Annotated in this window: 23 protein-coding genes and 1 tRNA gene; 7 read left to right on the top strand and 17 right to left on the bottom strand. The window is 70.2% G+C overall.

Annotated elements, in window-relative coordinates:
- Nucleotides 1-130: 130 nt before the first annotated feature.
- Genes BLV57_RS14295 through BLV57_RS14335 form a run of 9 tightly spaced genes read right to left on the bottom strand, consistent with a single transcriptional unit; the run spans nucleotide 131 to nucleotide 9,560 of the window.
- On the bottom strand, nucleotides 131-1,507 hold the full coding sequence (locus BLV57_RS14295) for an MATE family efflux transporter (RefSeq protein ID WP_091289239.1): 1,377 nt from the start codon (nucleotides 1,505-1,507) through the stop codon (nucleotides 131-133).
- Nucleotides 1,504-2,556: a PLP-dependent cysteine synthase family protein gene (locus BLV57_RS14300; protein ID WP_091289240.1), complete on the bottom strand. Its 1,053-nt coding sequence runs from the start codon at nucleotides 2,554-2,556 to the stop codon at nucleotides 1,504-1,506. Before BLV57_RS14300 ends, BLV57_RS14295 begins: the two co-directional genes overlap by 4 nt.
- On the bottom strand, nucleotides 2,553-3,860 hold the full coding sequence (locus tag BLV57_RS14305) for a type III PLP-dependent enzyme domain-containing protein (protein WP_091290335.1): 1,308 nt from the start codon (nucleotides 3,858-3,860) through the stop codon (nucleotides 2,553-2,555). The genes BLV57_RS14300 and BLV57_RS14305 overlap by 4 nt, the downstream gene beginning before the upstream one ends.
- The gene (locus tag BLV57_RS14310) at nucleotides 3,860-4,840 is read right to left on the bottom strand and encodes an ornithine cyclodeaminase (RefSeq protein ID WP_091289241.1); all 981 of its coding nucleotides are present in this window, start codon (nucleotides 4,838-4,840) and stop codon (nucleotides 3,860-3,862) included. The genes BLV57_RS14305 and BLV57_RS14310 overlap by 1 nt, the downstream gene beginning before the upstream one ends.
- Complete coding sequence (locus BLV57_RS14315) at nucleotides 4,837-5,409, bottom strand: ABC transporter ATP-binding protein (RefSeq protein ID WP_091289242.1); 573 nt, start codon at nucleotides 5,407-5,409, stop codon at nucleotides 4,837-4,839. Before BLV57_RS14315 ends, BLV57_RS14310 begins: the two co-directional genes overlap by 4 nt.
- A 3-nt stretch (nucleotides 5,410-5,412) precedes the next feature.
- Nucleotides 5,413-6,174: an ATP-binding cassette domain-containing protein gene (locus BLV57_RS14320; RefSeq protein ID WP_091289243.1), complete on the bottom strand. Its 762-nt coding sequence runs from the start codon at nucleotides 6,172-6,174 to the stop codon at nucleotides 5,413-5,415.
- Entirely contained in the window at nucleotides 6,171-6,983 is an 813-nt protein-coding gene (locus tag BLV57_RS14325; protein ID WP_091289244.1) for an ABC transporter permease, read from the bottom strand. Before BLV57_RS14325 ends, BLV57_RS14320 begins: the two co-directional genes overlap by 4 nt.
- Entirely contained in the window at nucleotides 6,976-7,956 is a 981-nt protein-coding gene (locus BLV57_RS14330; protein WP_218134797.1) for an ABC transporter permease, read from the bottom strand. Before BLV57_RS14330 ends, BLV57_RS14325 begins: the two co-directional genes overlap by 8 nt.
- Complete coding sequence (locus tag BLV57_RS14335; RefSeq protein ID WP_218134799.1) at nucleotides 7,953-9,560, bottom strand: ABC transporter substrate-binding protein; 1,608 nt, start codon at nucleotides 9,558-9,560, stop codon at nucleotides 7,953-7,955. Before BLV57_RS14335 ends, BLV57_RS14330 begins: the two co-directional genes overlap by 4 nt.
- A 228-nt stretch (nucleotides 9,561-9,788) precedes the next feature.
- On the opposite strand from BLV57_RS14335, the gene BLV57_RS14340 reads away from it, so the two are divergent.
- Entirely contained in the window at nucleotides 9,789-10,958 is a 1,170-nt protein-coding gene (locus BLV57_RS14340; protein WP_091289246.1) for a S8 family peptidase, read from the top strand.
- 57 nt (nucleotides 10,959-11,015) lie between these two features.
- Here BLV57_RS14340 and BLV57_RS14345 read toward each other — a convergent pair whose 3' ends face one another.
- On the bottom strand, nucleotides 11,016-11,837 hold the full coding sequence (locus tag BLV57_RS14345; protein ID WP_091289247.1) for a hypothetical protein: 822 nt from the start codon (nucleotides 11,835-11,837) through the stop codon (nucleotides 11,016-11,018).
- Nucleotides 11,838-11,927: 90 nt separating this feature from the next.
- Here BLV57_RS14345 and BLV57_RS14350 point away from each other — a divergent pair, with 90 nt between their 5' ends.
- Together BLV57_RS14350 and BLV57_RS14355 are read left to right on the top strand one after the other, a co-directional pair.
- Nucleotides 11,928-12,617 (top strand): class I SAM-dependent methyltransferase, encoded by a 690-nt coding sequence (locus BLV57_RS14350; protein ID WP_245757320.1) that lies wholly within the window; start codon nucleotides 11,928-11,930, stop codon nucleotides 12,615-12,617.
- Complete coding sequence (locus tag BLV57_RS14355) at nucleotides 12,614-14,812, top strand: ATP-binding protein (protein WP_245757321.1); 2,199 nt, start codon at nucleotides 12,614-12,616, stop codon at nucleotides 14,810-14,812. The genes BLV57_RS14350 and BLV57_RS14355 overlap by 4 nt, the downstream gene beginning before the upstream one ends.
- Nucleotides 14,813-14,853: 41 nt before the next feature.
- On the opposite strand, the gene BLV57_RS14360 is transcribed toward BLV57_RS14355, so the two are convergent.
- Nucleotides 14,854-15,747 carry a TIGR03619 family F420-dependent LLM class oxidoreductase gene (locus BLV57_RS14360; RefSeq protein WP_091289249.1) on the bottom strand — a complete coding sequence of 298 codons (894 nt, stop codon included), beginning with the start codon at nucleotides 15,745-15,747 and terminating at the stop codon, nucleotides 14,854-14,856.
- 227 nt (nucleotides 15,748-15,974) lie between these two features.
- Here BLV57_RS14360 and BLV57_RS14365 point away from each other — a divergent pair, with 227 nt between their 5' ends.
- Nucleotides 15,975-16,853, top strand: coding sequence for a class I SAM-dependent methyltransferase (locus tag BLV57_RS14365; protein ID WP_176968615.1), 879 nt, complete (start codon nucleotides 15,975-15,977; stop codon nucleotides 16,851-16,853).
- An 11-nt stretch (nucleotides 16,854-16,864) separates the two neighbouring features.
- Nucleotides 16,865-17,593 (top strand): phosphatase PAP2 family protein, encoded by a 729-nt coding sequence (locus BLV57_RS14370; protein ID WP_218134801.1) that lies wholly within the window; start codon nucleotides 16,865-16,867, stop codon nucleotides 17,591-17,593.
- On the opposite strand, the gene BLV57_RS14375 is transcribed toward BLV57_RS14370, so the two are convergent.
- A complete protein-coding gene (locus BLV57_RS14375) occupies nucleotides 17,575-18,960 on the bottom strand; it encodes an alpha/beta fold hydrolase (protein ID WP_176968616.1) in 1,386 nt (461 codons plus the stop codon). The genes BLV57_RS14370 and BLV57_RS14375 overlap by 19 nt on opposite strands.
- A 142-nt stretch (nucleotides 18,961-19,102) precedes the next feature.
- On the opposite strand from BLV57_RS14375, the gene BLV57_RS14380 reads away from it, so the two are divergent.
- Entirely contained in the window at nucleotides 19,103-19,570 is a 468-nt protein-coding gene (locus BLV57_RS14380) for a hypothetical protein (protein ID WP_091289252.1), read from the top strand.
- 63 nt (nucleotides 19,571-19,633) lie between these two features.
- Here BLV57_RS14380 and BLV57_RS14385 read toward each other — a convergent pair.
- The 3 genes from BLV57_RS14385 to BLV57_RS14395 form a co-directional block, all read right to left on the bottom strand.
- Nucleotides 19,634-19,706: transfer RNA gene (locus tag BLV57_RS14385), tRNA-Glu, on the bottom strand.
- A gap of 27 nt (nucleotides 19,707-19,733) precedes the next feature.
- Nucleotides 19,734-20,435 (bottom strand): alpha/beta fold hydrolase, encoded by a 702-nt coding sequence (locus BLV57_RS14390; protein WP_091289253.1) that lies wholly within the window; start codon nucleotides 20,433-20,435, stop codon nucleotides 19,734-19,736.
- 6 nt (nucleotides 20,436-20,441) lie between these two features.
- Nucleotides 20,442-21,275 (bottom strand): class II aldolase/adducin family protein, encoded by an 834-nt coding sequence (locus BLV57_RS14395; RefSeq protein ID WP_245757322.1) that lies wholly within the window; start codon nucleotides 21,273-21,275, stop codon nucleotides 20,442-20,444.
- 96 nt (nucleotides 21,276-21,371) lie between these two features.
- Between BLV57_RS14395 and BLV57_RS14400 the strand changes: the two genes are divergently transcribed.
- Nucleotides 21,372-21,956 (top strand): TetR/AcrR family transcriptional regulator, encoded by a 585-nt coding sequence (locus BLV57_RS14400; protein ID WP_091289254.1) that lies wholly within the window; start codon nucleotides 21,372-21,374, stop codon nucleotides 21,954-21,956.
- Here BLV57_RS14400 and BLV57_RS14405 read toward each other — a convergent pair.
- Together BLV57_RS14405 and BLV57_RS14410 are read right to left on the bottom strand one after the other, a co-directional pair.
- Nucleotides 21,950-22,840 (bottom strand): RNA polymerase sigma-70 factor, encoded by an 891-nt coding sequence (locus BLV57_RS14405; protein ID WP_091289255.1) that lies wholly within the window; start codon nucleotides 22,838-22,840, stop codon nucleotides 21,950-21,952. The two genes, BLV57_RS14400 and BLV57_RS14405, sit on opposite strands and share 7 nt — an antisense overlap.
- On the bottom strand, nucleotides 22,837-24,006 hold the full coding sequence (locus tag BLV57_RS14410) for an NAD(P)/FAD-dependent oxidoreductase (protein ID WP_091289256.1): 1,170 nt from the start codon (nucleotides 24,004-24,006) through the stop codon (nucleotides 22,837-22,839). The genes BLV57_RS14405 and BLV57_RS14410 overlap by 4 nt, the downstream gene beginning before the upstream one ends.
- Nucleotides 24,007-24,444: the final 438 nt, after the last annotated feature.

Below are 24,444 nucleotides of genomic sequence, written 5' to 3' on the forward strand. Positions count from 1 at the left end.
TCACCCAGCTGCCAGGCCACCCGTAGGGCTTTCCACCCGCGGCACGCGCGACCCCGTCAAAGCAGGCCGGGATAAAGCAGGCTTTATCCCGCCGGTGAGCCGTCTGGGGTCGTGAGTGTTGCGGCCGGTTCTAACCGGCCGGAACACTCACGACCTCCTTGAAGCGGCGGGCGAGGAGGACGGCGGTCGCCCCGAAGCCCAGGCACAGGCCCACCCAGACGCCCTGTCCGCCCCAGCCGAAAACGTAAGCGCAGGCCAGCATCGCCGGGACACCCACGCCCCAGTAGCCGATGAGCGTGCAGCGCAAGCCGGAGGCGGTGTCACCGAGCCCGCGCAACAGGCCGACCAGAATGTTCTGGGTCCCCTTCGAGAACTGCTGCACGACCGCGAACAGCAGCAGCGTCGACGCCATGCCCAGCACGACCGCGTCCGCATCCCCACCCAGGAACGGCCACAACATCACCCCAGGCACCACCACGTAGCCCAAGCTCACGACCGCCGTCAAGGACCATGACAGCGTGAAAGCGTGCCGGGCGATCACCGGCGCGAGGTGCCGTTCGCCGCGGCCCGAAGCGCGGCTGACCAGAATGGACGAACCCTGGGACAGGCCGATGTTGCATTGGTAGACGATGTACGCCAGCTGGTTCGCCACGTTCGACGCGGCCAGCGCCGCCGGGCCGAAGGCACCCATCAAGACCGTCGCGATCGAGGTGATCGCGGCCTCCGAGCCGTAGGTGAAACAGATCGGTGTCCCGTGGCGGACGATGTGCTTGACCACGGCCGGGTCCGCACGCCAGGCCGCGAGTGACACCATCGGGCGCAGTTCCGGGTCGCGGCGGACCGTGGACGCGAACGCCGCCAGCGTGAAGACCTGGACCACCGTCGTCGCCAGGCCGACGCCCGCCACGCCCAGCCGCGGCAACCCGGCCCAGCCGTAGATGAACGCCGCGTTGGCCACCGCGTTGACCGCGATCGACACCAGCGTCACCGCGAGCAGCGAGCCGGGGCGGCGCAGGCCGACCGCGAACTGGCGCAACACGTTCAGCCACATCATCGGGAACAGGCCGCCCGCCAGCGCGAACATCATCGCCCGCGCGAGCGACACGATCTCCGGGCGCTGGCCGAGCAGCGGCAGGGCCAGCGCGAGTCCACAAAGGACCGAGGCGCCCACCAAAGCCGCCAAGGTCGCCACCAGCAGGGCCGACCGGAGCAACGAACGGATCTCGTCGCGGGCGCGGTCGTCGAGGCCGCCCGCGCGGAGTTCGGCCTCGCCCGCCGCGGTGGCCACCAGGTTGCCCACGCCGGTGACCATGCCGACGCACATGGTCCGGATCTGGTTGTACAGCAGGATCGCCAGCCCGCCCGCCGCCACCGCGGACACGCCCAGCAACCCCAGCATCGCCAGGTCGACGCTGGTCAGTGCGACCTGCGCGAGCTGGATGCCCGCGATCGGGGCGGCGAGCGTGGCGAGCGCGCGGTAGCCGGTCGGCTGAAGCGTCATCGTCATGCGCTGACCGCCAAGGCCGGGGCGAACGCGTCGCGCTCGGCCACGCGAACCGACACCGCGTAGGTGGTGAACCACCGCTCGACCCGGCGGTGGGCCAGCTCGTCGAGCACCCCTCGGGCACGCAGCCAATCGTCGTCGTAGACCGAGTCGAGGTACTTCTCCCCCGTGTCGTTGCACAGCACCACGACCGTGCTGCCCGCCGGATACGCGTACAGCCGCCGCAGCGCGACGTGGATCGCGCCGCCGGTGGTGCCGCCCACCAGCAGGCCGGTCCGGCGGGCCACCACGCGGGCGCCGGCGAACGCGTCGCGGTCGGACACGCGGTGCGCGTCGTCGACCAGCGAGTAGTCGACGTTGGTGCCGATCGGGAAACCGGCCGGGCTGCCCGCTCCGGTCTGGTGATAGACGCCGGGAGGGCCGCCGAAGATGATCGAGCCGACCGGTTCGACCGCCACCGACCGCGTGCGCGCCCCGGCCGCGCGCAGGCCGCGGACCGTGCCGCACAGCGAACCGCCGGTGCCGATGGCCGCGACGAGCACGTCGACCGAGCCGAGCTGGCGGCGCAGTTCGGCGGCCAGTCCGTGGTAGCCGTTGGAGTTGCCGTCGTTGTTGTGCTGATCGGGGTGGAACGCGCCGAGCTCACGCGCGAGCCGGGCCGCGATCTCCCTGCGCTGCACCGAACTCGGGCCGCCGTCGGCCGAGCACTCGGCGAACACCAGCTCCGCGCCCATCGCCGAAAGCATGCGCAGCTTCTCGCGGGCCGCGTGCTGGTCGACCACCGCGGTGAACCGGTAGCCGCGTTCCAGCGCGAACAGCGCCAGGCCGCAGCCGGTGTTCCCGGACGTCGGCTCGACGATGTGCCCGCCGGGGCGCAGCCTGCCGTCACGTTCGGCCTCGATGATCATCTGCCGGGCCATCCGGACCTTGCACGAGCCGGTCGGGTTGAGCTGGTCGAGCTTGAGCAGCAGGCGCGTCCCGGTGCCGGTGCGCGCCAGCTCCAGCAGCGGGGTGTCCCCGATCAGGTCGGACGCGCGCTGGACGATGGTCATCGGATCTCCTGGATCGGGTACTCGGTGTCGAGCTGCCAGCCGTCGTCGCCCGCCACCACCTTGGGCGGCAGTGGCAGCTGGTGGAAGCCGCTCTCGTTCTTGTCCATCTGGTAGCCGGCGGTGTTCGGGTAGACGAGCAGATCGCCGAACCGTGGCGCGCCGGGCAGTTCCACGGTCCGCCAGGTGAGCACGTCGTATTCCATGCAGCTCGACCCCGCGACGGCCGTCCGCACCGGCCCGCCTTCGCGCGGCGACGCGCTGACCAGGATCGGGTCCGGCAGGAATTCGCTGCCCTTCCACTGCTCGGACAGGCTCATGCTCAGGCCCGCGACCGTGGTGATGAGGTGCTCGCCGCTCGGTTTCGCGCCCAGCACCGGGAACACCGAGAACCCGGCGCCGTCGACCAGCGCGCGCCCCGGTTCGAGCAGCAGCTCGACTCCGGCCTCGCGCAGCCGGGAGGCCAGCGCGTCGTGTCGCAGGATCGCGGTGACCATGGCCGCGCCGGTCGGCGCCTGGTGATACGGATACGTCCGCGCCGGATTCCGCCCGCCGTGGAACCAGCCTTCACCGCGACCGGCCTCGAACCGCGCCCAGTCGTCGGCGTCCACATAGGACACCGCGATGCCGCCGCCGATGCTGATCTTCGTAGCCGGATGCCCCAGTGCCCGCGCGTCTTGGCACAACTCGATCAGCCGAACGGCGAGTTCGGCACGCGGAACGGGGTCGTAGCCGTCGAGGTGGAACGAGAACCCTCGCACCTTGATGCCCAGCTCAACGCACCGGCGCACCGCGGCCGCAAGCGCTTCCTCGGCGAACCCGAAACGGCTCGCCGGAGCCATCGGCGGCCGCACCCGCAGCAGGACTTCGGCCGTCTCGCCGAGGTGGGCGAGGCGTTCCAGCTCGTCGGCCGCGTCGACCGCGATCAGGCAGCCGTGCCGCAGCGCGAGCCACAGCAGGCCTTCGGGCTTGGCCGCGCCGGTCACCCCGATCGACTCGCCCCGCACGCCGTTCCCCAGCGCGTGCACCAGTTCCGGCACGCTCGCGACGTCGACTCCGGCACCCGGCCTGACGCATTCCCGCAGCCAGGCCGAAGCCTTGTTGGCCTTCTTTCCGTAGTAGACGGTGCCCGCCACGCCCTCGGCGGCGAGCGCGTCGACCATCGCGCCCAGGTTCTCCGCGAACGTCTCCGGGTGGACGACGTGGAACGGCCCGCCCCCGACCGCGCGAGCGATGTCCCACAGCATCGGCGAATCACGCAGCTTCGGCGCCCACGGCCTTTCCCGCGCAGGCAAAGGCGGTGACATCACGACCACAACGCCACCTCGAGCCCGCGACCCGCCGCGATGGCACGGGCGGCGAGCGCGTGCGCCACCGGGATGTCCGTGATGATCATGCCGCTGCTGAACGCGAACACCCGGTCCTCGTCGCTACGGCGGCCCGGCACCCGGCCCGCCAGTATCTCGGGAAGCTCGGCGTCGACGCGGAACACGCCGTCCGGGCCCGCCATCCGCCGCCCGGTCACCTCGACCTGCGCGGAACTCGTGGCCACCGTGTAGTCGGCCTCGGCGAGCGTGCCCTCCTGAACTCCCTTGCTGGCCACCGAAATCAGCAACCCGCCCGGCGGCAGCCAGCCCAGCTGGATCTTCGGATGCGCCGCCCGGCCGGACGCCGCGATCACGATGTCGGACTCGCGGGCCGCCGCTTCGACGTCCTCGACCAGCTCGACCTCGCGGTCCGGGAACTGGCTCGTCAACGCGGACACACTGTCCCGGATGCCGTCGGGATGGGTGCCGAACAACCGCAGCCGCTCCAGCTTCGGCAACGCGGTGAGCAGGTATGGCAGCGTCCGGATCCCTTGTGCCCCAGTGCCGACCATGAGCGCCGAGCGCGCGCCCGCCGTGGCGCATTCCCGCGCGAGCAGGGCGGTGCTGGCGGGCGTGCGCGTCGCGCCGACGCGGTGACAGTCCAGCAACGCGAACGGCGTGCCAGTGGTGTCGTCGTACAGCGTGATGGTCGTGTAGTACTTCTCGGCCGACGTGCTGCCCTGGCGGTAACTCGTCTTGAACGCCGCCTGTTCGAGCGAGCCGTCGTAGCCGAGCATCGAGTACGTGACCGCGTCGCGCTCCGGGTCGGGGATCGGCACCATCAGCTTGGCCGGGTTCCGCGACTTCCCGGACGCGAAGGCGAGATAACCGTCTTCGACCATCGTGATCGCCTCGTGCGGGGTGAGCTCCAGGTTGTGGAGATCGCCGCGGGTGAGGACGTGCAGGGTGGGCGGTTTCATGGGGTGAGCACCTTTCTCGTGGAAGCGATGGCGTCGACCAAGTGCAGGTCGTGACTGATGAAGAGCACGCCGGCGCCGTCGTCGGCGGCGCGGCGCAGTGTCGCGGCCACCGCGGCGGTGGTGGCCGGGTCGAGCGACGCGGTCATCTCGTCGCACAGCAGGTACCGGGGCTCGCCGACGAGCGCGCGGGCGATCGCGGCGCGCTGCAGCTGACCGTCGGACACCTGCCGGGGAAAGCGGTCGAGCAGGCTGATCGGCAGGTCCGCGCGAGCACACAGGCTTTCCCAGCCGACCTCGCCGTCCGCGCAGACTTCGATGGATCGCCGCAACGTGAGCCGAGGGTCCATCGCCCGCCGAGCCGACTGGAACAGCATGGTCACCGGGCCGTCTCGCAGCACCTGGCCGCTCAGCGGCTCGGCCAGCCCGGCGAGCACCCGGGCCAGCGAGGTCTTGCCGCAGCCGGAAGGACCGACCAAGCCGACGATCTCGCCGGGCCGGACGTCGAGATCGAAGCCGGTGAACAGGACCGTGCGGCCGTGGCCGACGGTGACGGAACGCGCGGAGAGCATGGTTCAGCTTCCGTATCGGTAGTCGCCGGGGAGGTCGACGAGATCGGGGGTGGGGAACGGCAGCGGGTGCAACCCGTTCTCGGGCAACGCGGCCAGCAGGTCGCGCGTGTACGGATTTCGAGGCGCCGCAAGGACTTCGGCGGCCGGACCGGTCTCGACGATCCGCGACGCGAACATCACCGACAGGTCCGCCTCGCCGGGCACCGCCTCGATGTCGTGGGTCGCCGCCAGCACGACACGACTCGCCGCCAGCTCGGTCAGCAGCGAGACGACGGCGTGCGCACGCTCGCGATCCAGCGCCGAGGTCGGCTCGTCCGCGACGACGACCGCCGGGTCACCCGCGAGCGCGGCGGCGATGGCCGCGCGTTGCAGCATCCCGCCGGACAGCTCGTGCGGATACTTCCCGAGCGCGTCGGCCTCCAGCCCGACCAGGTCGAGCAGCTCACGCGGCCCACGCTCGCCGCGCAGGCAGCGCACCGTCTCGGCCAGCTGTTTCCCGAGCCTGCGCACCGGGGTGAAGCAGGTCATCGCCGACTGCGGCACGACACCGATGGCCCCGGACACCTTCACGCACCCGGTGACCCGCGCCGACGCGGGCAGCATGCCCGTAATCGCCGCGCACAAGGTCGACTTCCCCGAGCCGGAGCCGCCGATCACGAAATGCGGCCTGCCGGGCACGGCGATGAGGTCGGCTTCGGTGACCGCGTGCACCTCGCCGCGCTCGACGGGAATGCGAACGCTGAGCCTTTCGAGCAGCAACGTCATGCCGTCACCGCCGCTCGCGAGGCCGAGAAAGACCGTCCTATCAACGAAAGCGCCAGCGTGACGGCCACGATCGCGCCCGCCGGGAACGCCAGCCGCCACCAATGCCCGAGCAACAGCGCGTCGCCCGCGTCGGCGAGCAACGTGCCCAGAGAGGCTTGGTGCGGCGGCAATCCCACACCGAGGAACGACAGCGTCGACTCGTGCCACACGGCGTGCGCGACGAGCAGCACGACAGCCACCCCGGCCTGCCCCAGCGCGACCGGCAGGAAGTGAACGCGCGCGATCTTCCACGACGGCACCCCGCGCAGCTTCGCCACCTCGACGTACTCGGCGTGCCGCACGGACAGCAGTTCCGCCCGCACGACACGGGCGATCGATGTCCAGTGCGTGAGCACCAGCGAGACCACGATCGCCACGAGCGAGCCACGGAACATCGACACGATCAGCAGCGACAGCAGCAGGCTCGGGATCGCGGTCATCGCGTCGGCCACCCGCATCCCGATCCGGTCCCACCAGCCGCCGAACGCGCCCGCCGCGATGCCGACCGCGAGCCCGGCGATCGCCGACACCACCGCGGTGACCGCCGAGATCCCCAGCGACACCCGCATTCCCTTGGCCACCAACGTGAACAGGTCCCGGCCGGACGAGTCCGTGCCGAACCAATGCGCCAAGCCCGGCCCCTGATCGGCGGCCGCGAAGTCGGTGATGGCCTCGTCGACCGGAAACACGATGGGCACGAAGATCGCGTAGAGCGCCAATGCCGTGATGATCACGGCGCCACACCAGGCGGCCCGGTTCCGCTCAGCCATCGGCTTCGATCCTCGGGTCGACGGCGATCGCGGCCGCGTCGGCCGCCAGGTTGCCGAGCAGCACCAGCCCGACGGTGAGCACCGTGACGATCGCCAGCAGCGGGAAGTCCATCGCCCGCGCGGAATCCACGGTCGCGTCACCCAGCCCAGGCCAGGCGAACACCGTCTCGACGACGGTCGCGCCGATCAGCAGTTCCGGCAGCCTGCCGCCGATGAGCGCGAAGAACGGGGCCGCCGCCATCGGCAGGATGTGCCCGCGTTCGACGACGCCACGCGGCAGTCCGCGAGCCCGCGCGCCCCGCACCGGGTCGCTGGTCGCCACGGCGACGATCGCCTCGCGCAGGCCCAAGATCAGCCACGGCACCTGGGAAATCCCGAGCACCAGCGCGGGAAGCACCAGATGCCGCACGGCCGACGCGGCCGTCACCGCGGCGCCCGGATCCGTGAGCCCCGAGCTGGGGAACAGCCGGAACGTCACGGCCAGCACGAGCACGGCGCCCAGCGCGACGATGAACGGCGGCACGGCCTGCAGCAGCACGGCCAGCGCGCTGATCCCCCGGTCGACGAGCCCGCCCGCGCGGAGCCCGGCGATCGCGCCGAGTGTTAAGGCGAACGTCACCGCGACCACCGAACCGGCCAGTCCCAGCAACGCCGTCCAGCCGAGCCGGTCGGCGAGCACCTGCGCGACCGGCTCGTGGTAGGCCCGCGAGTAGCCGAGATCGCCGGTCAGCGCGCCGGTCAGCCAGTGCCACCAGGCCGCGATCCAGCTCTGGTCCAGCCCGAGCGTGTGGCGCAGTGCCTCGCGTTCGACTTCGGTGAGGCCGTCCCCGACGCCACGCAGATACGCCTCGAGCGGGTCGAACGGGCTCGCCGCGGCGAGCGCGAACGTGGCGAGCGAAACCCCCAGCACGAGCGGAACCCCGAAGAGCAGGCGGCGGACGGCCAGCCGGCCGATGCGGCGCGACCGCGTCACGAGCGGGTCCAGCGGGCCAGCGAATACCAGGGACCCCAGGCCACACCGTGGGTGTGCGGTTCCAGCGCGGTCGGGCCGAACTTCCAGCCGTTGTCGCGCACCACGTACACGTGGTTCTCGGAAACGAGCGCCAGCATCGCGGGCGCCGCGTGATAAGCGGCCTGGAAGTCGCGGTACAGCTGCGCGCGCTTGGCCGGGTCACGCTCGACACGGGCCGCGTCGAGCACGCGGTCGACTTCGGGGTTCACGTAGTCCGAGGCGTTGTCCCACTTCGACCCGGTGCCCGGCTTGGCGTAGCGGGAGTGGAACTTCGGGTAGAGCTGAGTGTCCACTGTGTACGGCTGGCCACCGCCGCCGAGCAGGAACGCGGTCGCGGCCAGGTACTGCGGCGTCATGGTCGACTTCTCGACGGCGACCGGGTTCAGCTCCAGCCCGATCTTCTTGGCGTCGGACACGGTCGCCATCGTGAGATCGCGGCGCAGGTTCTCGGTCGGGTAGTACGCGACGTCGAACCGCGCACGGCGGCCGTCGCGTTCCCGGATGCCGTCGGCGCCCGCCCGCCATCCGGCTTCGTCGAGCACCTTGCGCGCGCGATCCGCGTCGAAGGTGAAGTCCTGGGCGGGATCGTATGCGACCCCGAACAGCGGCGTGACCAGCGTCGACACGGCCGTGCCCTCGCCGCGCAGGATGTCGCGGACCATCGCAGCGCGGTCCACGCCGAGGTTCAGCGCGAGCCGGACGGCCGGATCGCCCGCCACCGGATTGCCGGTGGGCAAGGTGATTCCCAGCCAGTCGTTGGCCTTCGCGGAGATCACGCGGTAGCCGTCCTTCGCGGCCGCATGGGCCAGCGCGGGCGGCAGCCGGGTGCCGTCGGCGTTGCCCGCGAGCTGGGCAGCGCGGGCCTTGTCGTCGTCCGTGCGCCGCACGACGAAGGTCTTCACCGGCGGCTTGGGGCCCCAGTAGCCGTCGCGCGCGGTGAACACGGCCTGGTCGGGCCGCAGCTCGGTCAGCGTGTACGGGCCGGTGCCGACGGGGTGGTCACCGAGGGCGAGCTTGTCGGCGGGGCCGGGCTTCGCGAGTGCCTCCGACGGCGCGATAGCCAAGAACAGCCGGTGCGGCACGTCGGCGTAGGCCCCAGCGAGTGTGAAGTCGACGGTGTCCGGCCCGCTCGCCTTGGCGGACTTGAGGAAGTCGAAGTTCGCGGCGATCGGCGAGGCGAACGCGGGGTCGATGACCGCGTTGTAGGTCGCGGCGACGTCCTCGGGACCGAAGGCCGACCCGTCGGAGAAGGTGACCCCGCTCCGGGTCCGCACGCGCCAGTGCGTCAGGTCGCCGTCGACGGGCTCGGGCGGTCCCGCCGCGAGCACGGGCACCGCGTCGGGAATGCGATCGTCCTGGCCCTCCGCGACGCGATACAGGCTTTCGTAAACCTTCGATTCGCCGTTGCTCCCGTGTCCGGTGAGCGGGTTGAAGTGCCCCAGTTCCTCGGCGTCGATGACGACGAAGCGGTCGGTGGCACCGGAAGCCGTCGGCGTGCCGCAGGCGGTGAGGACGAGCAAGAGCGCGAGCGCCAACGGGCGCGGACGAAGGCGGGAGGTAAGCACGTCCGCCACCCTAACCATAATGATAATCGTTTTCGATTAGACTGTGTGCCACGTCACGTCATGGCCTGGTCAAGAGGCACCCGGTCCGTGGAACACGGTTGACCGCACTCGTTTCGTAAAACGCAAAAGCGTTCGTAAACGCAAAAAGACCGGACTTCCCACGCAAGATCACCGCGCCTAACGTTTTCCTTGTCACTCCCCGTCCCCACTTACCGAGGAGAATCCGTCATGCGCAAATCATTGAGAATCGCCGGTATCGCACTGGCCGGAGCGGTCGCCGCCGCCACCGCGGTGGCCGGTCCGGCCGCGGCCGCCGAGGGCGCGATCGTCGGCGCCGGAGACGCGAATTCCCTGCCCGGCAGCTACATCATCGTGCTGAAGGACGACGCGAAGGAGACCCCGGCCGCGCTCGCGGGCAAGTACAGCGGCTCGGTCGAGCAGGTCTACACCCGCTCGCTTTCCGGATTCTCCGCGAAAATCGACGAAAAGCACGCGAAGCGGCTCGCCGCGGACAAGTCCGTCGCCTTCGTCGAGCAGAACAAGAAGGTGCACGCCGAGGCCGTTCAGCAGAATCCGCCGTCCTGGGGACTCGACCGGGTCGACCAGCGGAACCTGCCGCTCGACAACGCCTACCACTACTCGACGACCGCCTCGAACGTGAACGTCTACGTGCTCGACACCGGCATCCGCGCCACGCACCAGACCTTCGGTGGCCGGGTCCACCAGGGCTACGACTTCGTCGACAACGACACCAACGCCGACGACGGCTACGGGCACGGCACCCACGTCGCCGCCACCATCGCCGGGTCGCAGTACGGCGTCGCGAAGGGCGCGCAGCTCTACCCGGTCCGCGTGCTCGGCTCGGACGGCAGCGGCACGACGGCCGGCGTGATCGCGGGCGTCAACTGGATCACCGCGAACGCCAAGAAGCCCGCGGTCGCCAACGCCAGCCTCGGCGGTGGTGTGTCGACCGCGCTCGACTCGGCGGTCCGCAAGTCGATCACCTCCGGCGTGACCTGGACGGTCGCCGCCGGTAATTCCAACCAGAACGCGTCGACCTCCTCGCCAGCCCGTGTGGCCGAGGCACTGACCGTCGCCGCCGCCGACAAGACCGACACGCGCGCCTCCTTCTCGAACTACGGCGCCGGCGTCGACCTGTTCGCACCGGGCGTCGGCATCACCTCGGCGTGGAACACCAACGACACGGCCACCTACACCGGCAACGGCACCTCGTTCGCCGCACCGCACGTGGCGGGCGCCGCGGCGATCTACCTGGCCACCCACCCCACGGCCACGGCCGCCCAGGTGTCCAAGGCGATCGTCGACGCGGCCACCCCCGGCCTCGTCAAGAACCCGGGCTCCGGCACGCCGAACCGCACCCTCTACATCGCAGGCTGACCAGGTAAGGACTCGTGAGCGTTGCGGGCGGTTCTAACCGCCCGCAACGCTCACGACCTATATCTCCCAGCGGATCCCGATCCGGCCGGACACGTCGGCCTCAGCCAGGTGCACCGACCCGCTCGGCCCCGGCACGAGCGGCCGGAACCGCGCGGCCGGCGCTTCCACGGGCTGATGCAACCGGACGCACCGCGCGGGCAACGTCTCGAACCCGGCCTCCAGCACGTAGTCGCGTGTCGGCCGGTCAAGCAAACGGACGAACTGACCGCGTCCCGCCGTTTTCCCTGACACCGCAAGGTATTCGAGGGTCAGTGACTCACCGTCGGCGAGCGGGGCGTCCAAGACGAGTTCGGCCGTGAGACTGCGCCGGTCGAGATCGTGGTCGATGCGGCTGACCCGGCAATGCCGCTGCGCGACGACCTCGGGCGCCTGCCCGTCCGGCAGCTCCCAGGACACCGTCCAGCGATCCGCTCCCGCACCCGACGCCAGCAGCACGGTTCGGCTGTGGACGGTGCTGATCCGCCCGCCGGCGTCGACCGCGACCAGGTCGTGCTGGCTCACGGCCAGCACCCCGTCGGCCCGCCGCCCGCGCGGCTTGGACGGCCCGAGCAACGCGGCGAGCGCACCGGGGCGCACCCCGAGCACCTGCTCGAGATGCCCCAGCGCCCGCAACGATTCCGCGCGCGCCGGACGGCGGCGGCCGGACTGCCACAGGCTCAGCGTCGGCACGCTCACGGCGGCGCCGCGCAGCGCGAGGTGATGGCGGATCCGGTCGAGCGGCAGCCCGCTGGCGACGATCGCCGCCCGCAGCGCGACCGGGAACGGGCCGTGTTCGAGCAGCCGGTCGAGGTCGGCCTGGTGGTCCACGTCGACACTCATGCGGGAACCCTGGCGGCCATGCACCGAACGTAAGCAGCCGTGTTCCCCACGTCAACGTCGTCCGGATGGTGAACGAGTACCGTGGCCTTCGTGGACGACAGGCCGATCACCATGGCACAGCGCACCTTCCGGCAGCACGCCGAGCAGCTGGCCGGAATGACCCATCGCGACCGCTTCGACTACATCTTCCGCGCCAACATGTGGGCGGCGGACTCGGTGTCGGGCCCGGGCTCCGAACTGGAGCAGACCAGGGCGCTGCGCGAGGGCCTGCCGCCGCTGCTGGCCCGGTTCGGCGTGCGGTCCGTGCTCGACCTGCCCTGCGGCGACTTCGGCTGGCTGAGCACAGTGGACCTCGGCGTCGAGAGCTACCTCGGCGCGGACATCGTCGCCGAACTGGTGGCACGCAACAGCGCGCGCTACGGCCAGTCGTTCCAGGTGCTCGACCTGATCACGGACGACCTGCCGCGCGCGGACCTCGTGCTGTGCCGGGATTGCCTGGTGCACCTGAGTTTCCACGACATCGGCCGCGCGATCGCGAACCTGCGCCGCAGCGGCTCCCGCTATCTGCTCACCACGACCTTCACCGAGCTGAACACCAACGCCGACATCGTCACCGGCGACTGGCGCGCGCTGAATTTCCGCCGCGCGCCGTTCGATTTCCCGGAGCCACTGGCGGTTCTGTACGAGGAGTGCACCGAGGAAGACGGCGCCTTCGCCGACAAGGCGCTGGCCCTGTGGGACATCGCGACGCTGAACGACTCGTGGATGCTCCGGCCGTGACCAAGACGAGCTTCATGGCCTTGCTCAAGCGCTACCGTCTCCGCGCCAATCTGACCCAGGAGGAGCTCGCCGAAGAGTCCGGAGTCAGCATCCGCGCGATCAGGGACATCGAGCGCGGGATCGCCAGGAGTCCCCAGCGGCGCACGATCGAGTCGCTCGCCGCCCCGCTGGCGCTGAGCGGCGACGAGCTGACCCAGCTGCGCGACGCCGCGAAGTCGAACCGCGCCCAGCAGACCGCCACCGGCGTCTACGCCACGTCGGTGCTCGGCATGCTGCCGCCCGATCTCGACGATCTCACCGGCCGTGAGCGCGACCTCGGCACGCTGCTCGCGCTCGCCGACGAGCTGTCAGGCCCCCGCTGGTCAGGGCACACGGCGGTGCTGACCGGGCCGCCCGGCGCAGGCAAGACGAGTCTCGCGGTGCGGACGGCGCACGAGCTCACCGACGCCTTCCCCGACGGCAGGCTGTTCTTGAAGCTTCGCGGGATGTCGTCCCAGCCGAGTGATCCGGCCGACGTGCTGCACCTGGTGCTGCGCTCGCTGGGCGTCGACGCCGTCACCATCCCGGCCGAGCTGGAACAGCGGGCGAGCCTCTGCCGGTCCCTGCTGAAGGACCGCGCCGCCATCCTCGTGCTCGACGACGCGGCGGGTGAGGCGCAGGTGCGCCCGCTCCTGGTCGGCGGCCCGCGCTGTCTCACCCTGATCACCAGCCGCCAGCTGCTGGTCGGGCTCGAAGGCGTCAGCAGGCTCAACCTCACGGTCCTCGACTCCGGCGACGCCATCGCCTTGCTGACGGCGATCGTCGGCCGCGCCCGCGTCGCGGCCGAGCCCGAGGCGGCACGCGAGCTGGCCGAGCTGTGCGGCAGGCTCCCGCTCGCGCTCCGCATCGTGGGCAACCGGCTCGCGAGCCGTCCCGGCTGGCCGCTGGCCGGTCTCGTCGACCAGCTCCGCGACACCGGCACCCGCCTGAAGACGCTCACCGCGGGCGATCTCGACGTCCGCAGCGTCTTCGAGCTGTCCTACCGCCAGCTCACCCCGGCCGCGGCCACGGTGTTCCGCAGACTTTCCCTGGTGCCTGCCGCCGAATTCTCGGCGGGCGCCGCGATGGCACTCGCCGACACCCGCGACGCGGCCCCGATCCTCGAGGAACTCGCCGACGCGAGCCTGCTGCAGACGTCCCATGTGGACGGTCGCTACCAGTTCCACGACCTGCTCCGGGTGTTCGCGGCGGAACTGCTCGCCCAGGAAGACACTCCCGAAGCCATCGAGGCGGCGGACCACCGTCTCACCGGCTGGCTGGTGCGCACGGCCACGCAGGCAGGCCGCTACTTCCTGCCGTCCGGCGACAGCGAGCCGCCGGCGCCGACACCGTGGTTCAGCGAGCCGGACGGCGCGCGGCGCTGGCTCGAAGTCGAGGTCAAGAACTGGCTGCCCGCCATGAAAAGCACCGCCGCACGCGGCGAGCACCGGCCGGTGCTCGACCTCGCCGAGGCCATGCACTGGTATCTCGACATCGACGGGACCGCCACCACCTGGCACGAGGTCTACGAACTCGCGGTGCGCTCGGCGGTCGCGCTCGGCAGCAAGCGCGACGAAGCCGTCCACCGCAACAATCTCTCCTGGATCGTATGCACACTGGGCGACGGAGACGGCGCCGCCCAGCTGGCTCTGCAGGCTCTCGACGCCGCGGTGGCGGCGGGAGACCTGCGCGAGCAAGCCTGGTCGAAGCTCTATCTCCGGCGCGCGCAGGCGGACGACTCCGGCGAGCTGCTCGACGAAGCGGTGCGGCTGTTCGAAGAGGCCGATTACCCGATCGGCCTGCAGTGGGCGCGGGCGGAGCGGGCCACGTACTGGCATGAACAGGGTGACCACGCGGCCGCGGCGGCGGAGTTCGAGCGCTGCCTCGATCATCTCAAGCAGCGGACCGGCACGCCGATGGACGACTACAGCTACGCCTACGTCCTGCTGGATTCGGCCACGTGCCTGCTCGCGCTCGGCTCCCACGACACGGCCTTCACCCGCTGCGAACAGGCACTCGGACTCTTCCGCCGCCACGGCGTGACGCTGGGCCAAGCCCGGACGCTCCAGGCCATCGCCGAGATCCTCCGCCATCGCGGCGACCACGCGAACGCGGCCGCCGCGCAAGCCGAGGCGCACACCCTGTTCGAGCGAACCGGCGCAGCCCGTAGGTCGTGAGTGTTCCGGCCGGTTAGAACCGGCCGGAACACTCACGACTCCTAGCCCTTGGCCGTGAGTTCCAGGAGCCGCCCGGTGAGGTCGAGGTGCTCGTCCACGCTGCTGGTCAGGTAGGTGAGGTCGATGAAGGTGTGATCGGGTTCGAGCACCGAGAGGATCTTCACCACCGACTCGGCGATGAGTTCCGGCTTCGTGTCCGGCGCGGCGTTCACCCGCAGCGCCACCCCCAGCGCGCCCGGATCCCGCCCGGCCCGCTCGGCGTCCGCGCGGAGCTTCGCCAGGGTCGTGGTCAGCATTTCCGCCGGGAACTGCTCGGGCACCGTCCACACCGGCAGCCAGCCGTCGGCCCGCTCGGCGACGCGGCGCAGCGCCTTCTCGCCGAACCCCGCGAGGTGCACGGGCGGCTTGCGCACCGGCTTGAGCCCGACGTGGCTTTCCGCGATCTTGTAGCCGACGCCCTCGTGCGTGACGAGTTCCTTGCTCCACCAGGTGTCCAGCAGATCGAGCAGGTCGTCGAGCCGCTTTCCGCGCTCCGACATGGGAATGCCGACGGCGTCGTACTCGTCGGGCGACCAGCCGATGCCCAGCCCCGGCAGCAACCGGCCATTGCTGGCCACGTCGATGCTGGTCAGCTGGCGCGCGAAGTTGGCGGGCTGGTACTGCGTGGCGTTGATCGTGCTGGAGCCGAGAATCGCGGTCTCGGTCACGGCGGCGGCGACGGCCAGCGCGGTGAACGGGTCGTACGCGGTCCAGAACTCCTCGGGCATGGTGTCGTATCCCGGGTAGGACACCACGGGCGCGACCGGCGACAGCAACCGGTCACCCACCCACAGTCCCGCGGCCCCGGCCCGTTCGGCCTCGCGCGCGTACCGCGCGACCCCGCCCGGCGTGGCCGCGGCCTTGCCGAACACCGGAAGACTGAAACCAATGCGCATGGGTAAACCCCCTGAAGCGGCAACGGACCCGTATCGGTCCTGACACCACTACTACTCGCATATGGTTGCGCGTTCAAGCACTTCCGGGGACCGGTTTCAGGCTGCGGTGAAACGTATTGCGGCCCACCGGCCGGATCCAGCATGCTCCGGTCGGGGTCTGGGGGATGGGGTGTCCATCGTATTCGTCGTCCTTCGGGCGGTATTCGCTTTTTCTGATCGGAGTGGGCGTGGCACAGGTAGACGAGCATCTTGATCGGCTGAAGGAACTCATCTCGTCGGAGGACAGCCGGGACGGCAACTTCGAGGAAATGGTCCTGACCTTCTACGACCTCGTTTCCGACAAGTACCGCAGCGACTGGGGTCAGTCGAACCATCTGGCGCCCATCAAGGACGGCCAGACCATCGACGAGGCCATGCTGGAGCTGGAACTGGCACTGGCCAAGCGCGGCGGATTCACGGCGGGCCAGTCGCTGCTGGAGCTCGGCAGCGGAATCGGCGGACCGGCCATGAACATCGCCGAGCACATCGGCGCGAACGTGACCGGCTTGGACTTCAGCCCCAAGCGCGTGGAAGGTGCCCGGCAGCACGCCGAGCGGCGCGGCCTCTCCGACCGCGTGAAGTTCGTCCAGGGTGACGCGCAGAAGATCCCGTTCGACGACAACAGTTTCGACGGCGCCTACACCAGCGAGGCCATTTGCCACGTCCCGGACAAGACCGCCGTGCACCGCGAGGTCGCCAGGGTCCTGCGCCCCGGCGGCCGCTGGGTGGGCCACGACTGGCTGGCCGCGGACGGGCTGACCGCCGAGCAGCGCGAGGAGCTCATCGAGCCGGTCGCCCGCACGCAGAGCCTCCACCACATGTCCACGCCCAGTGAGCTCAAGGCGGACCTGGAGGCGGCCGGGTTCACCGACATCGTCGTGGGCAACCTCCCCGACGAGCAGGACTGGACGGGGCAGTGGGACTTCCTCGAGGCGAAGTCCCGTGAGGTTCAGGGCTTCGACGACCCGGTGTTCCACTTCCTCGGCGAAGGCGGGTTCGCCGTGTCACGGGCCGCTCGCGAAGGAGCCTTCCTGGTGGTCTACTTCGAAGCCACCCTGCCGTCCTGAGCCACACGGCCTTGACCGCGCTTTTCCGGAGAGCAGGCGAGCGACCTCACCCACTGGTCGAGGTGCTCGGCCTGCTGCTCTGGCTTCTGCTCTTCACCCGTCTTCATGCCGCCATGGGCACCGACGTCACGGCCGCCACCGACAACGCGCTGGCGCTCCAGTCCGCGGAAAAAGCCGCGCACCTCGACATCGAGCTGCACGCGAACGCCTGCCTGGCCGCGCATCCGGTCCTCAGCCACCTGGCGGTGTACCTGTACCGCCTGTACTACGTGGCGATCATCGGCGTGCTGCTGTGGGTGTTCCTCCGCCACGCCGAGGTTTACCGCCAAGTCCGCCGGACACTGGTCGCGATGACGGTCCTCGTCCTGCCGGTCTACTGGGCGGTGCCGATGTCCCCGCCGCGCTTCGCGCTGACGGGAACAGTCGACATCGTCGCCCTGTACGACATCTTCGGAAACACCTCCCGAGACATCGGGAACGGCCAGAACCACTTCTCGGCGATGCCCAGCCTGCACGTCGGCTGGGCACTGTGGTGCGCGTACGCCGGGTGGTCCGCGCTCCGTGCCACCCATCCACGATGGGCGCTGCTGCCCTGGATTTTCCCGGTGCTCATGACCGCGGACGTGCTCGCGACGGGAAACCATTACGTCCTCGACGTCGCGGGCAGCGTCGTGCTGGTGGCGGTGTCGATCGCCGTCGCCTCGCTGTGGCGGCGAAAGGATCAGGGACAGGTCAGCTGAGCCGGAATCGCCAGTTCCACCAGGTAGTTCTCGACCGCGGCCCGGACGCACTCGGTCCGAGGGTAAGCCGTATGGCCGATGAGGTCGGCCCGCAGGAGCACCGTCCGGTTCGCGGTCTGCCGGTGCAAGCCCTCGGCCCACGCGTACCCGGTCGCCGGGTCGTGCGCGGGGTTGACGAGCAGGATGGCCGGACCCGATCCGAACCTGACCGGCGCGGGCGGGTTGTTCGCCTTACGCGGCCAGCCGACGCAAGACAACGCCGCCTCCCGCGCCTCGGACGAATACCGCAGATGCGGGGCCGCCCCTCGTTCACCGCGCACGATCCGCTGCCAGTCCGCGTAGTCGGTGATCCTCGGTGTCCAGTCCTGACAGAAGATCGCGGCCCGCGGATTCGCCGTCACGGTGGAACTCGCTTGGCGTGCCGCGAAACCCGGGTGCAGAGTGCTGATCCAGTTGGCCAAGCCGGGCATGTCCCCCGCCACCAACCGGCTGTAGACGGCCTGGATCACGTAGAACGTGGAGGCAGCTCCTCCCCCGTCTTCGACGAGACCACCTTGATCGGCGAGATCGAGCAGTTTGGAGAAATGCTCGAGCACGGGCTTGCCGTGCAGCGCGCAGGCCGATTCCGCCTCACACCAGCTCGCGAACGCCCTGAACGCGTCCTCGCCGGCGGCGGCCGCCGTGGGGAGGAACCGGTCCAGGCTCAGGCTGTGGTCCATGTTGCCGTCCAGCACCATGGCGCGCACCCGGTCACCGAACAGCTGGGCGTATTGCTGGCCGATCTGCGTGCCGTAGGAGAAGCCGAGGAAGTTGACCTTTTCCTCGCCCAGTGCCGCCTGCAGCGCGTCCATGTCACGGACGACCGAGAGCGTGTCTGCGTGGTCGAAGATCGGCCCGGACTGCCGACGGCAATCGGCGCGGAGCTTCTGGTTGTAGGCGGCCAGCGCGGTGAATCCCGTCTGGTCATGGGGTTCGCCCGGATTCTGGCCGAGCAGCGAGTTGGAGCACCGGATCGGAGCGCTGCCCGCCACGCCTCGCGGATCGAACGCGATCACGTCGAACCGCGCTCGTACTTCCGCGCCGAGCAGCTGGTCGGATTTCAGGGCCAGGTTGACGCCCGAAGCGCCGGGCCCGCCGGGATTCAGCATCAGCACACCGGTTCGCTTCGCGGGATCGGTGGCCTTGCGCCTGGCCACCGCGAGCGGGAAGGTGCCCAGCTTCGGGTCCGCGTAGTCGATCGGCAAGAGCAGCGTCGCGCAGTCGGCGGTGGCGTCCTGCGGGCAAGGCCGCCACTGCACCCTGCCCGGCGGGGCGGCCGCTTCGGCGGGCGCGACACCGGCCACGAGCACCACGAGCGCGACCACCATCCGTCGCAAGATCATCATGTACGGCCAGACGCGTAGCCCGTGCCCTGGTTGCGTTCGTGCACCAGGGACGGCAAGCGAGGCAACCTGATCAACGGCTCACACGTGCAAGGGGGCAGCGAGGGGACGCTGAAAGGGGATTTCCATGTCTTTACTCGTAAGACGAGGCTTGGCCGCGATGGGAGCCGCTGCGCTGGTGGCGGGGATCGGCACCACGCCGGCGCAGGCCGACGAAGTGCTCTGGGGGATCGGGCCGTCGCCGGTTCAGCCTGGCGGCCAGATACACGTCAGCATGAGGGCTTGGGCGGGCGGCTGCGCCCCGGGCACCCCGGTGACGTCACCGGGACTGGTCGCGCCGATCAAGTGGCAGGGTGAGGCCGGCAACTTCCCCTCCTACACCGGAACCGGCACCGTGGTGAAGAAGCCGGGCAAGTACGTGGCGACGTTCACCTGCCAGAGCGGCAAGAAAGCATCGGCGACGTTCGTGGTGGCAGGCACCCCGGCGCCCGATCCGACGCCCACCCCTGCCAAACCCAAGCCGACGGCCAAGCCCAAGCCGCAGGTTGCTGTGAAGCCGAAAGGCGCACCACAGACCGGTGGCGGCGAGCAGTAGCCGACCGAAAACACTGATGCCACCGACCGAAATGGCCGGTGGCATCAGTGTGGATCTTGCGCGTACCCCCGATGGGATTCGAACCCACGCTACCGGCGTGAGAGGCCGGCGTCCTAGGCCGCTAGACGACGGGGGCCAGGATCTTCTTTGGTGCGGGAGAAACTTAGCAGAGCAGCTCGCGGATCAGTTCGGCGACCTCCGCCGGGCGCTCGACGTGCGGTGAATGGCCCGCGTCTTCGAGGATCGCGACCCGGGCGCCCGCCGCGCGGTAGCGGGCGGCCGTCGGGGCGCAGGGGTACATCCGATCGCGGCCGCCGAGGATCGCCAGCGTGGGTATGCCGAGGTCACGGAGTTGCGCGTCGAGTGGCCGGGCGGCCAGGCGGGCGCGGCGGTCGGCGAGCACCACGCGGTACATGCCGGGGTGCATCGTGGACAGTGCGGTCCGCCAGGGGCTGAGGCGGTGCAGGAAGGCGAGTGTCGCCGCCGTCGTGGGCAGGAACGCGCCCGGCGGGAACCTGGCGTAGCTGTAGTCGGGGGCCTGGCCGAGGATGACGAGGCCGGTGACGCCCGGCCACAGCCGCGCCACGGCCAGTGCCACGTCCGCGCCGAAGGAATGGCCGGCCACACACGCTTCGGTGATGTCCAAAGTGGCCAGTGCGTCCACCACGGCACGGGCCTGGGACTCGGCGTCGAGGCCTTGGGCGCCGCCGCCGGTGCGGCCGTGGCCGAGCAGGTCGAGGCGGATGACACGGTGGTCGGCCGCGAGCTCGGACGCGACGTCACCGAACCAGCGCATCGACGACCCGAAACCGTGCAGCAGCACCACGGTCGGACCGGCGGCGAGACCGTCTTGGCGGACGTGCATTCCCGCTCAGTCGAACAGATCGGGGTCGGACAGCGTGATCTGGTCCCACAGCGGCCGCGCCTGGAACCAGCCCGCCAGCGGGCTGCCGAGCTGGGCGCGGCTCTGGAGCGCCACGTCGCGATCGATGAGCTTGGGCGTGCCCGCCGCCATGGCCAGCAGCTGCGCCTGGCAGGACCGCTCCATGGTGATGAACCACCACACCGCTTCCGCGACCGACTGGCCGACGGTGAGCAGGCCGTGGTTCTGCAGGATGACCGCCTTGTGCGGGCCGAGCGCCTCGCCGATGCGCTTGCCTTCCTCGACATCGCTGACGATGCCGCGGTAATCCGTGTAGAGGCCCTGATCCTCGAAGAACGCGCACGCGTCCTGGGTGATCGGGGCGAGCGGGATTCCCAAGCTGGAGAAGGCTTTTCCGTACAGCGAGTGCGAATGGGCGGCGGCCAGCGCGTCGGGGCGGGCCTGGTGGACCTGGGCGTGGATCACGAACGCGGCGCGGTTCACCGGGCGGTTGCCGTGTTTCACGGTGCCATCGTGGTCGACCAGGATCAGGTCCGAGGCCTTGATCTGGGTGAAGCTCATGCCGAACGGGTTGACCCAGAACCAGTCCGGGCGTTCCGGGTCGCGCACCGTGATGTGCCCGGCGACGCCTTCCGAGAAGCCGAAACGGCCGAACAGCCGGAAGCCCGCGGCCAGCTGCTCCTTGCGGTACTGGCGCTCCTCTTCGACCGAGTCGAAGGTCGGCGGCACCGGGAGCTGGGCGTTCTCGGGCATGGGGCCGATCGCGGCCGCCAGCGCGGCGACCATCTCGGCGGGCAGGGTGGACATCTCGGTCGTCGTCATCGCGCGAACCCCATTTACGATTGGTCGGCCAATCCGATTGGTGGTTGTATCCTGTGCCGGGCCGGGAGCGCATGTCAAGGCCGAGAAGGAGACGCCATGCCGAGGGGAACCACCAAGCGGCGCCCGGAAACGCTGGCCCGCCTGCTGGACGCGGCCTTCGAGGCCTTCGCCGAGCTGGGCTTCCACGCCGCGACGATCCCCGAGATCTGCCGCCGCGCCGGCTACACCCACGGCGCCTTCTACTCGAACTTCACCAGCAAGGACGAGCTGTTCTTCGCGTTGTTCGACCGGCACGCGGCGGCCACGCTCGACCGGATCGCCGCCCTCACCGGCGAGCACCTGACGGTCGCCGAGTTCGTCGACCGCGTCTCGCGGATCGACGACGACGAACGCGCCTGGTACCTGGTCACCACCGAGTTCACCCTCTACGCGATCCGCGACGCCGCCGCGGCGAAACGCCTGGCCGAGCACGACGGCAAGCTCCGCGCCGAACTCGTCCAGGTGCTCGAGACGACACTCGGGCCGAGCAGCACGGTCGACCTCGATCAGCTCGCCCGCCTGCTGATCGCGATCCGCGAAGGCGCACTCGCCCAGTCCTATGTAGAGCCCGCCGAACTCCCGCCCGGCACGCTCGAACGGACCTTCCTGCCGACCATCCTGAAGGCGCTCTTCGCTCAGTGAAGCGTGCCCTCGGCGACGGCGCGGAGCTTGTCCGGGTTGGCGACGTTGTGGATCGCGACGATGCGGCCCTCGGCGTCGAAGTCGAACGTGACGGTGGCGATCACCCGGTCCGGCGCACTGAACACGATGCCGGGCCCGCCGTTGATCTCGGCGAGCGCGGCCCTCATGTCGCCCGGTTCGACGCCCTGGTAAGTGACGCTGCCCATGGCCGCGAACCAAGAGGCCACAGTGGACGCTCCGACGACCGGCCGCAGTGCCTGGCGCACCTTGCCGCCGCCGTCCGTCCACAGTGTCACGTCCGGTGACAGCAGCTCCATCAACGCGTTGACGTCACCGCCGGTCGCCGCGTCGAAGAACCGCCGGGTCGCTTGCTCGCGGCTCGACCGGTCGGCGGTGAACCGCGGCCGCTGCGCCCGCACGTGCTCGCGGGCACGGTGCCCGACCTGGCGCACCGCGGCTTCCGACCGGTCCACCGCCTCGCCGATCTCCGCGTAGCTGAAGCCGAAGACCTCCTTGAGCACGAACACCGCGCGTTCGAGCGGGCTGAGCGTCTCCAGCACCACCAGCATGGCCATCGACACCGACTCGGCGTCCATGGCGGCGTCGGACGCGTCCCCGCCGGTGAGGATGGGCTCCGGCAGCCACGGCCCCACGTAGGTCTCGCGCTGGTGCCGGGTGGACCGCAGCCGTTCCAGCGCGAGATTGGACACGATCCGCGTCAGGTACGCCTTGGGATCGAGCACCTGCGACCGCTCGGCCGCCGACCACTTGAGCCACGAGTCCTGCACCACGTCCTCGGCATCGGCGGCGGTGCCGAGAACGCGATAGGCCACCGCGAACAGCAGCCGCCGGTGCTCGTGGAAGACCTGCTCGTCCGCGTTCACCGGCCCGCCCGGGTGAACCGGCCGCCCCGCGGCCAGATCGCGCCCGAAGCGGGCATCTTCTTCATGCGGCCGAAGGTCGGCCAGGGTGCGGCGGTCACCGTCTCCTTGTACCTGACGGCCAGGCGCCCGGTCAGGTAAATCCGCCGCGCGCTGTCGTCGGGATGGGTGAACTGCACCACAGCGTCACCCCGGCCCAGGCTCACCGGCGTGTGGTAGTACCCGAACCGGAAGTCCTTGGCCCGCTTGCCTTTCAGCACCCGCTCGATCGACAGCGCCGCGTGCACCCCGGTCGGCATCCCACTCTGGCAGGTCCCGTGCATGACCCCATAGCCCTGCGTGATCGCGGCGGCGTCCCCGACCGCGTACACCTCAGGATGCGAAACCGACCGCAACGTGCCATCGGTGACCACGCGCCCACGCTCATCGACGGTCAGCCCGGCGGCAGCCGCCAGCGGCGACACCCGCGTCCCGCTCGTCCACAGCACCGCGTCGGCGGCGACGACTTCCCCACCGGCCAGTTCCACGGCGTCCGGCAACACCTTCACCACCTCGACACCGGCACGCACCTGAACTCCCAGCCGCTCAAGCGCGCTTCGCAAGTACGCCTTGGCCTTGGCATTCATGGCCGCGCCCGGCTCCTGCCTGCCCATCAGCACGACCTCCAGCGCGGGATACCGCTCGGCGATCTCGGCGGCCGACTCGATCCCGGTGAGCCCACTCCCCGCGACCACGACCGTCCCGCTTTCGAGCCGCTTCAGCCTGCCCGCCAGCGATTCCGCGTCCTGTGCGCCGCTGAGGCTGTACGCGTGCTCGTCGGCGCCGGGCACCGCCGACGTGTCCGCCGCGCTCCCCAGCCCGTACACGAGCATGTCGTACGGCAGGACCCGGTCGTCGTCGACGCGCACGGTCTTGGCATCCGCGTCCACGGCGGTCACCCAGCCACGCACGAACTCGACGCCCGTGCCCGCCAGCAGCTCGGGAATGTCCAGCTCGGCGACCTCCTGCCCGGTCGCCGTCATGGGCAGCCGCAGCCGCTCGGTGAACCGCTCCTGGGCGTTGACCAGCGTCACCCGCACGTCGCCGCGCCGCTTGGTCCGCACCCCCAGCTGAATGGCCGCACCCAGTCCCGCGTACCCCGCACCGAGAACCACAACGTGAGTCATCATTTCGCCTTCCTCGTCGGCTGTTCGATGACCACCAGATGGAAGCTGCGCCCCCGTTCGTGACATGCCCTCACTGTGTCCCCCGCCACAGCGGTCGTGCGGCAGCCGCGCCCCGGACCACCCCGGGGTCGTGAGTGTTCTGACCGGTTAGAACCGGCCGCATCACTCACGACCCCAGCTTCGCCGGATCAAAGGTGGGCGGCGGGTGCCTCGGCTGGCTTTGTATGAAGGCTCCCCTCATCCAACTTGAGCTGTATGAAGGCTCCCCTCATACAAGTTGGGCTGTATGAAGGCTCCCTTCATGCGGCTATGCGCGATGAAGGCTCCCTTCATCCAGGCTGGGTTGTATGAAGGGAGCCTTCATACAACCCAGCCTGCGAAGGCCTCGGTATGCGTGGGGTCGTGCGCGTTGCGGGCGGTTAGAACCGCCCGCAACGCGCA

It is taken from the genome of Amycolatopsis xylanica (assembly GCF_900107045.1).
GTDB classification, from domain to species: domain Bacteria; phylum Actinomycetota; class Actinomycetes; order Mycobacteriales; family Pseudonocardiaceae; genus Amycolatopsis; species Amycolatopsis xylanica.

Coding starts and splice junctions, on each gene's coding strand:
- BLV57_RS14295 (WP_091289239.1), bottom strand. CDS start 1,507: ATGACGATGACGCTTCAGCCGACCGGCTACCGCGCGCTCGCCACGCTC.
- BLV57_RS14300 (WP_091289240.1), bottom strand. CDS start 2,556: ATGACCATCGTCCAGCGCGCGTCCGACCTGATCGGGGACACCCCGCTG.
- BLV57_RS14305 (WP_091290335.1), bottom strand. CDS start 3,860: ATGTCACCGCCTTTGCCTGCGCGGGAAAGGCCGTGGGCGCCGAAGCTG.
- BLV57_RS14310 (WP_091289241.1), bottom strand. CDS start 4,840: ATGAAACCGCCCACCCTGCACGTCCTCACCCGCGGCGATCTCCACAAC.
- BLV57_RS14315 (WP_091289242.1), bottom strand. CDS start 5,409: ATGCTCTCCGCGCGTTCCGTCACCGTCGGCCACGGCCGCACGGTCCTG.
- BLV57_RS14320 (WP_091289243.1), bottom strand. CDS start 6,174: ATGACGTTGCTGCTCGAAAGGCTCAGCGTTCGCATTCCCGTCGAGCGC.
- BLV57_RS14325 (WP_091289244.1), bottom strand. CDS start 6,983: ATGGCTGAGCGGAACCGGGCCGCCTGGTGTGGCGCCGTGATCATCACG.
- BLV57_RS14340 (WP_091289246.1), top strand. CDS start 9,789: ATGCGCAAATCATTGAGAATCGCCGGTATCGCACTGGCCGGAGCGGTC.
- BLV57_RS14345 (WP_091289247.1), bottom strand. CDS start 11,837: ATGAGTGTCGACGTGGACCACCAGGCCGACCTCGACCGGCTGCTCGAA.
- BLV57_RS14360 (WP_091289249.1), bottom strand. CDS start 15,747: ATGCGCATTGGTTTCAGTCTTCCGGTGTTCGGCAAGGCCGCGGCCACG.
- BLV57_RS14375 (WP_176968616.1), bottom strand. CDS start 18,960: ATGGTGGTCGCGCTCGTGGTGCTCGTGGCCGGTGTCGCGCCCGCCGAA.
- BLV57_RS14380 (WP_091289252.1), top strand. CDS start 19,103: ATGTCTTTACTCGTAAGACGAGGCTTGGCCGCGATGGGAGCCGCTGCG.
- BLV57_RS14390 (WP_091289253.1), bottom strand. CDS start 20,435: ATGCACGTCCGCCAAGACGGTCTCGCCGCCGGTCCGACCGTGGTGCTG.
- BLV57_RS14395 (WP_245757322.1), bottom strand. CDS start 21,275: ATGACGACGACCGAGATGTCCACCCTGCCCGCCGAGATGGTCGCCGCG.
- BLV57_RS14400 (WP_091289254.1), top strand. CDS start 21,372: ATGCCGAGGGGAACCACCAAGCGGCGCCCGGAAACGCTGGCCCGCCTG.
- BLV57_RS14410 (WP_091289256.1), bottom strand. CDS start 24,006: ATGATGACTCACGTTGTGGTTCTCGGTGCGGGGTACGCGGGACTGGGT.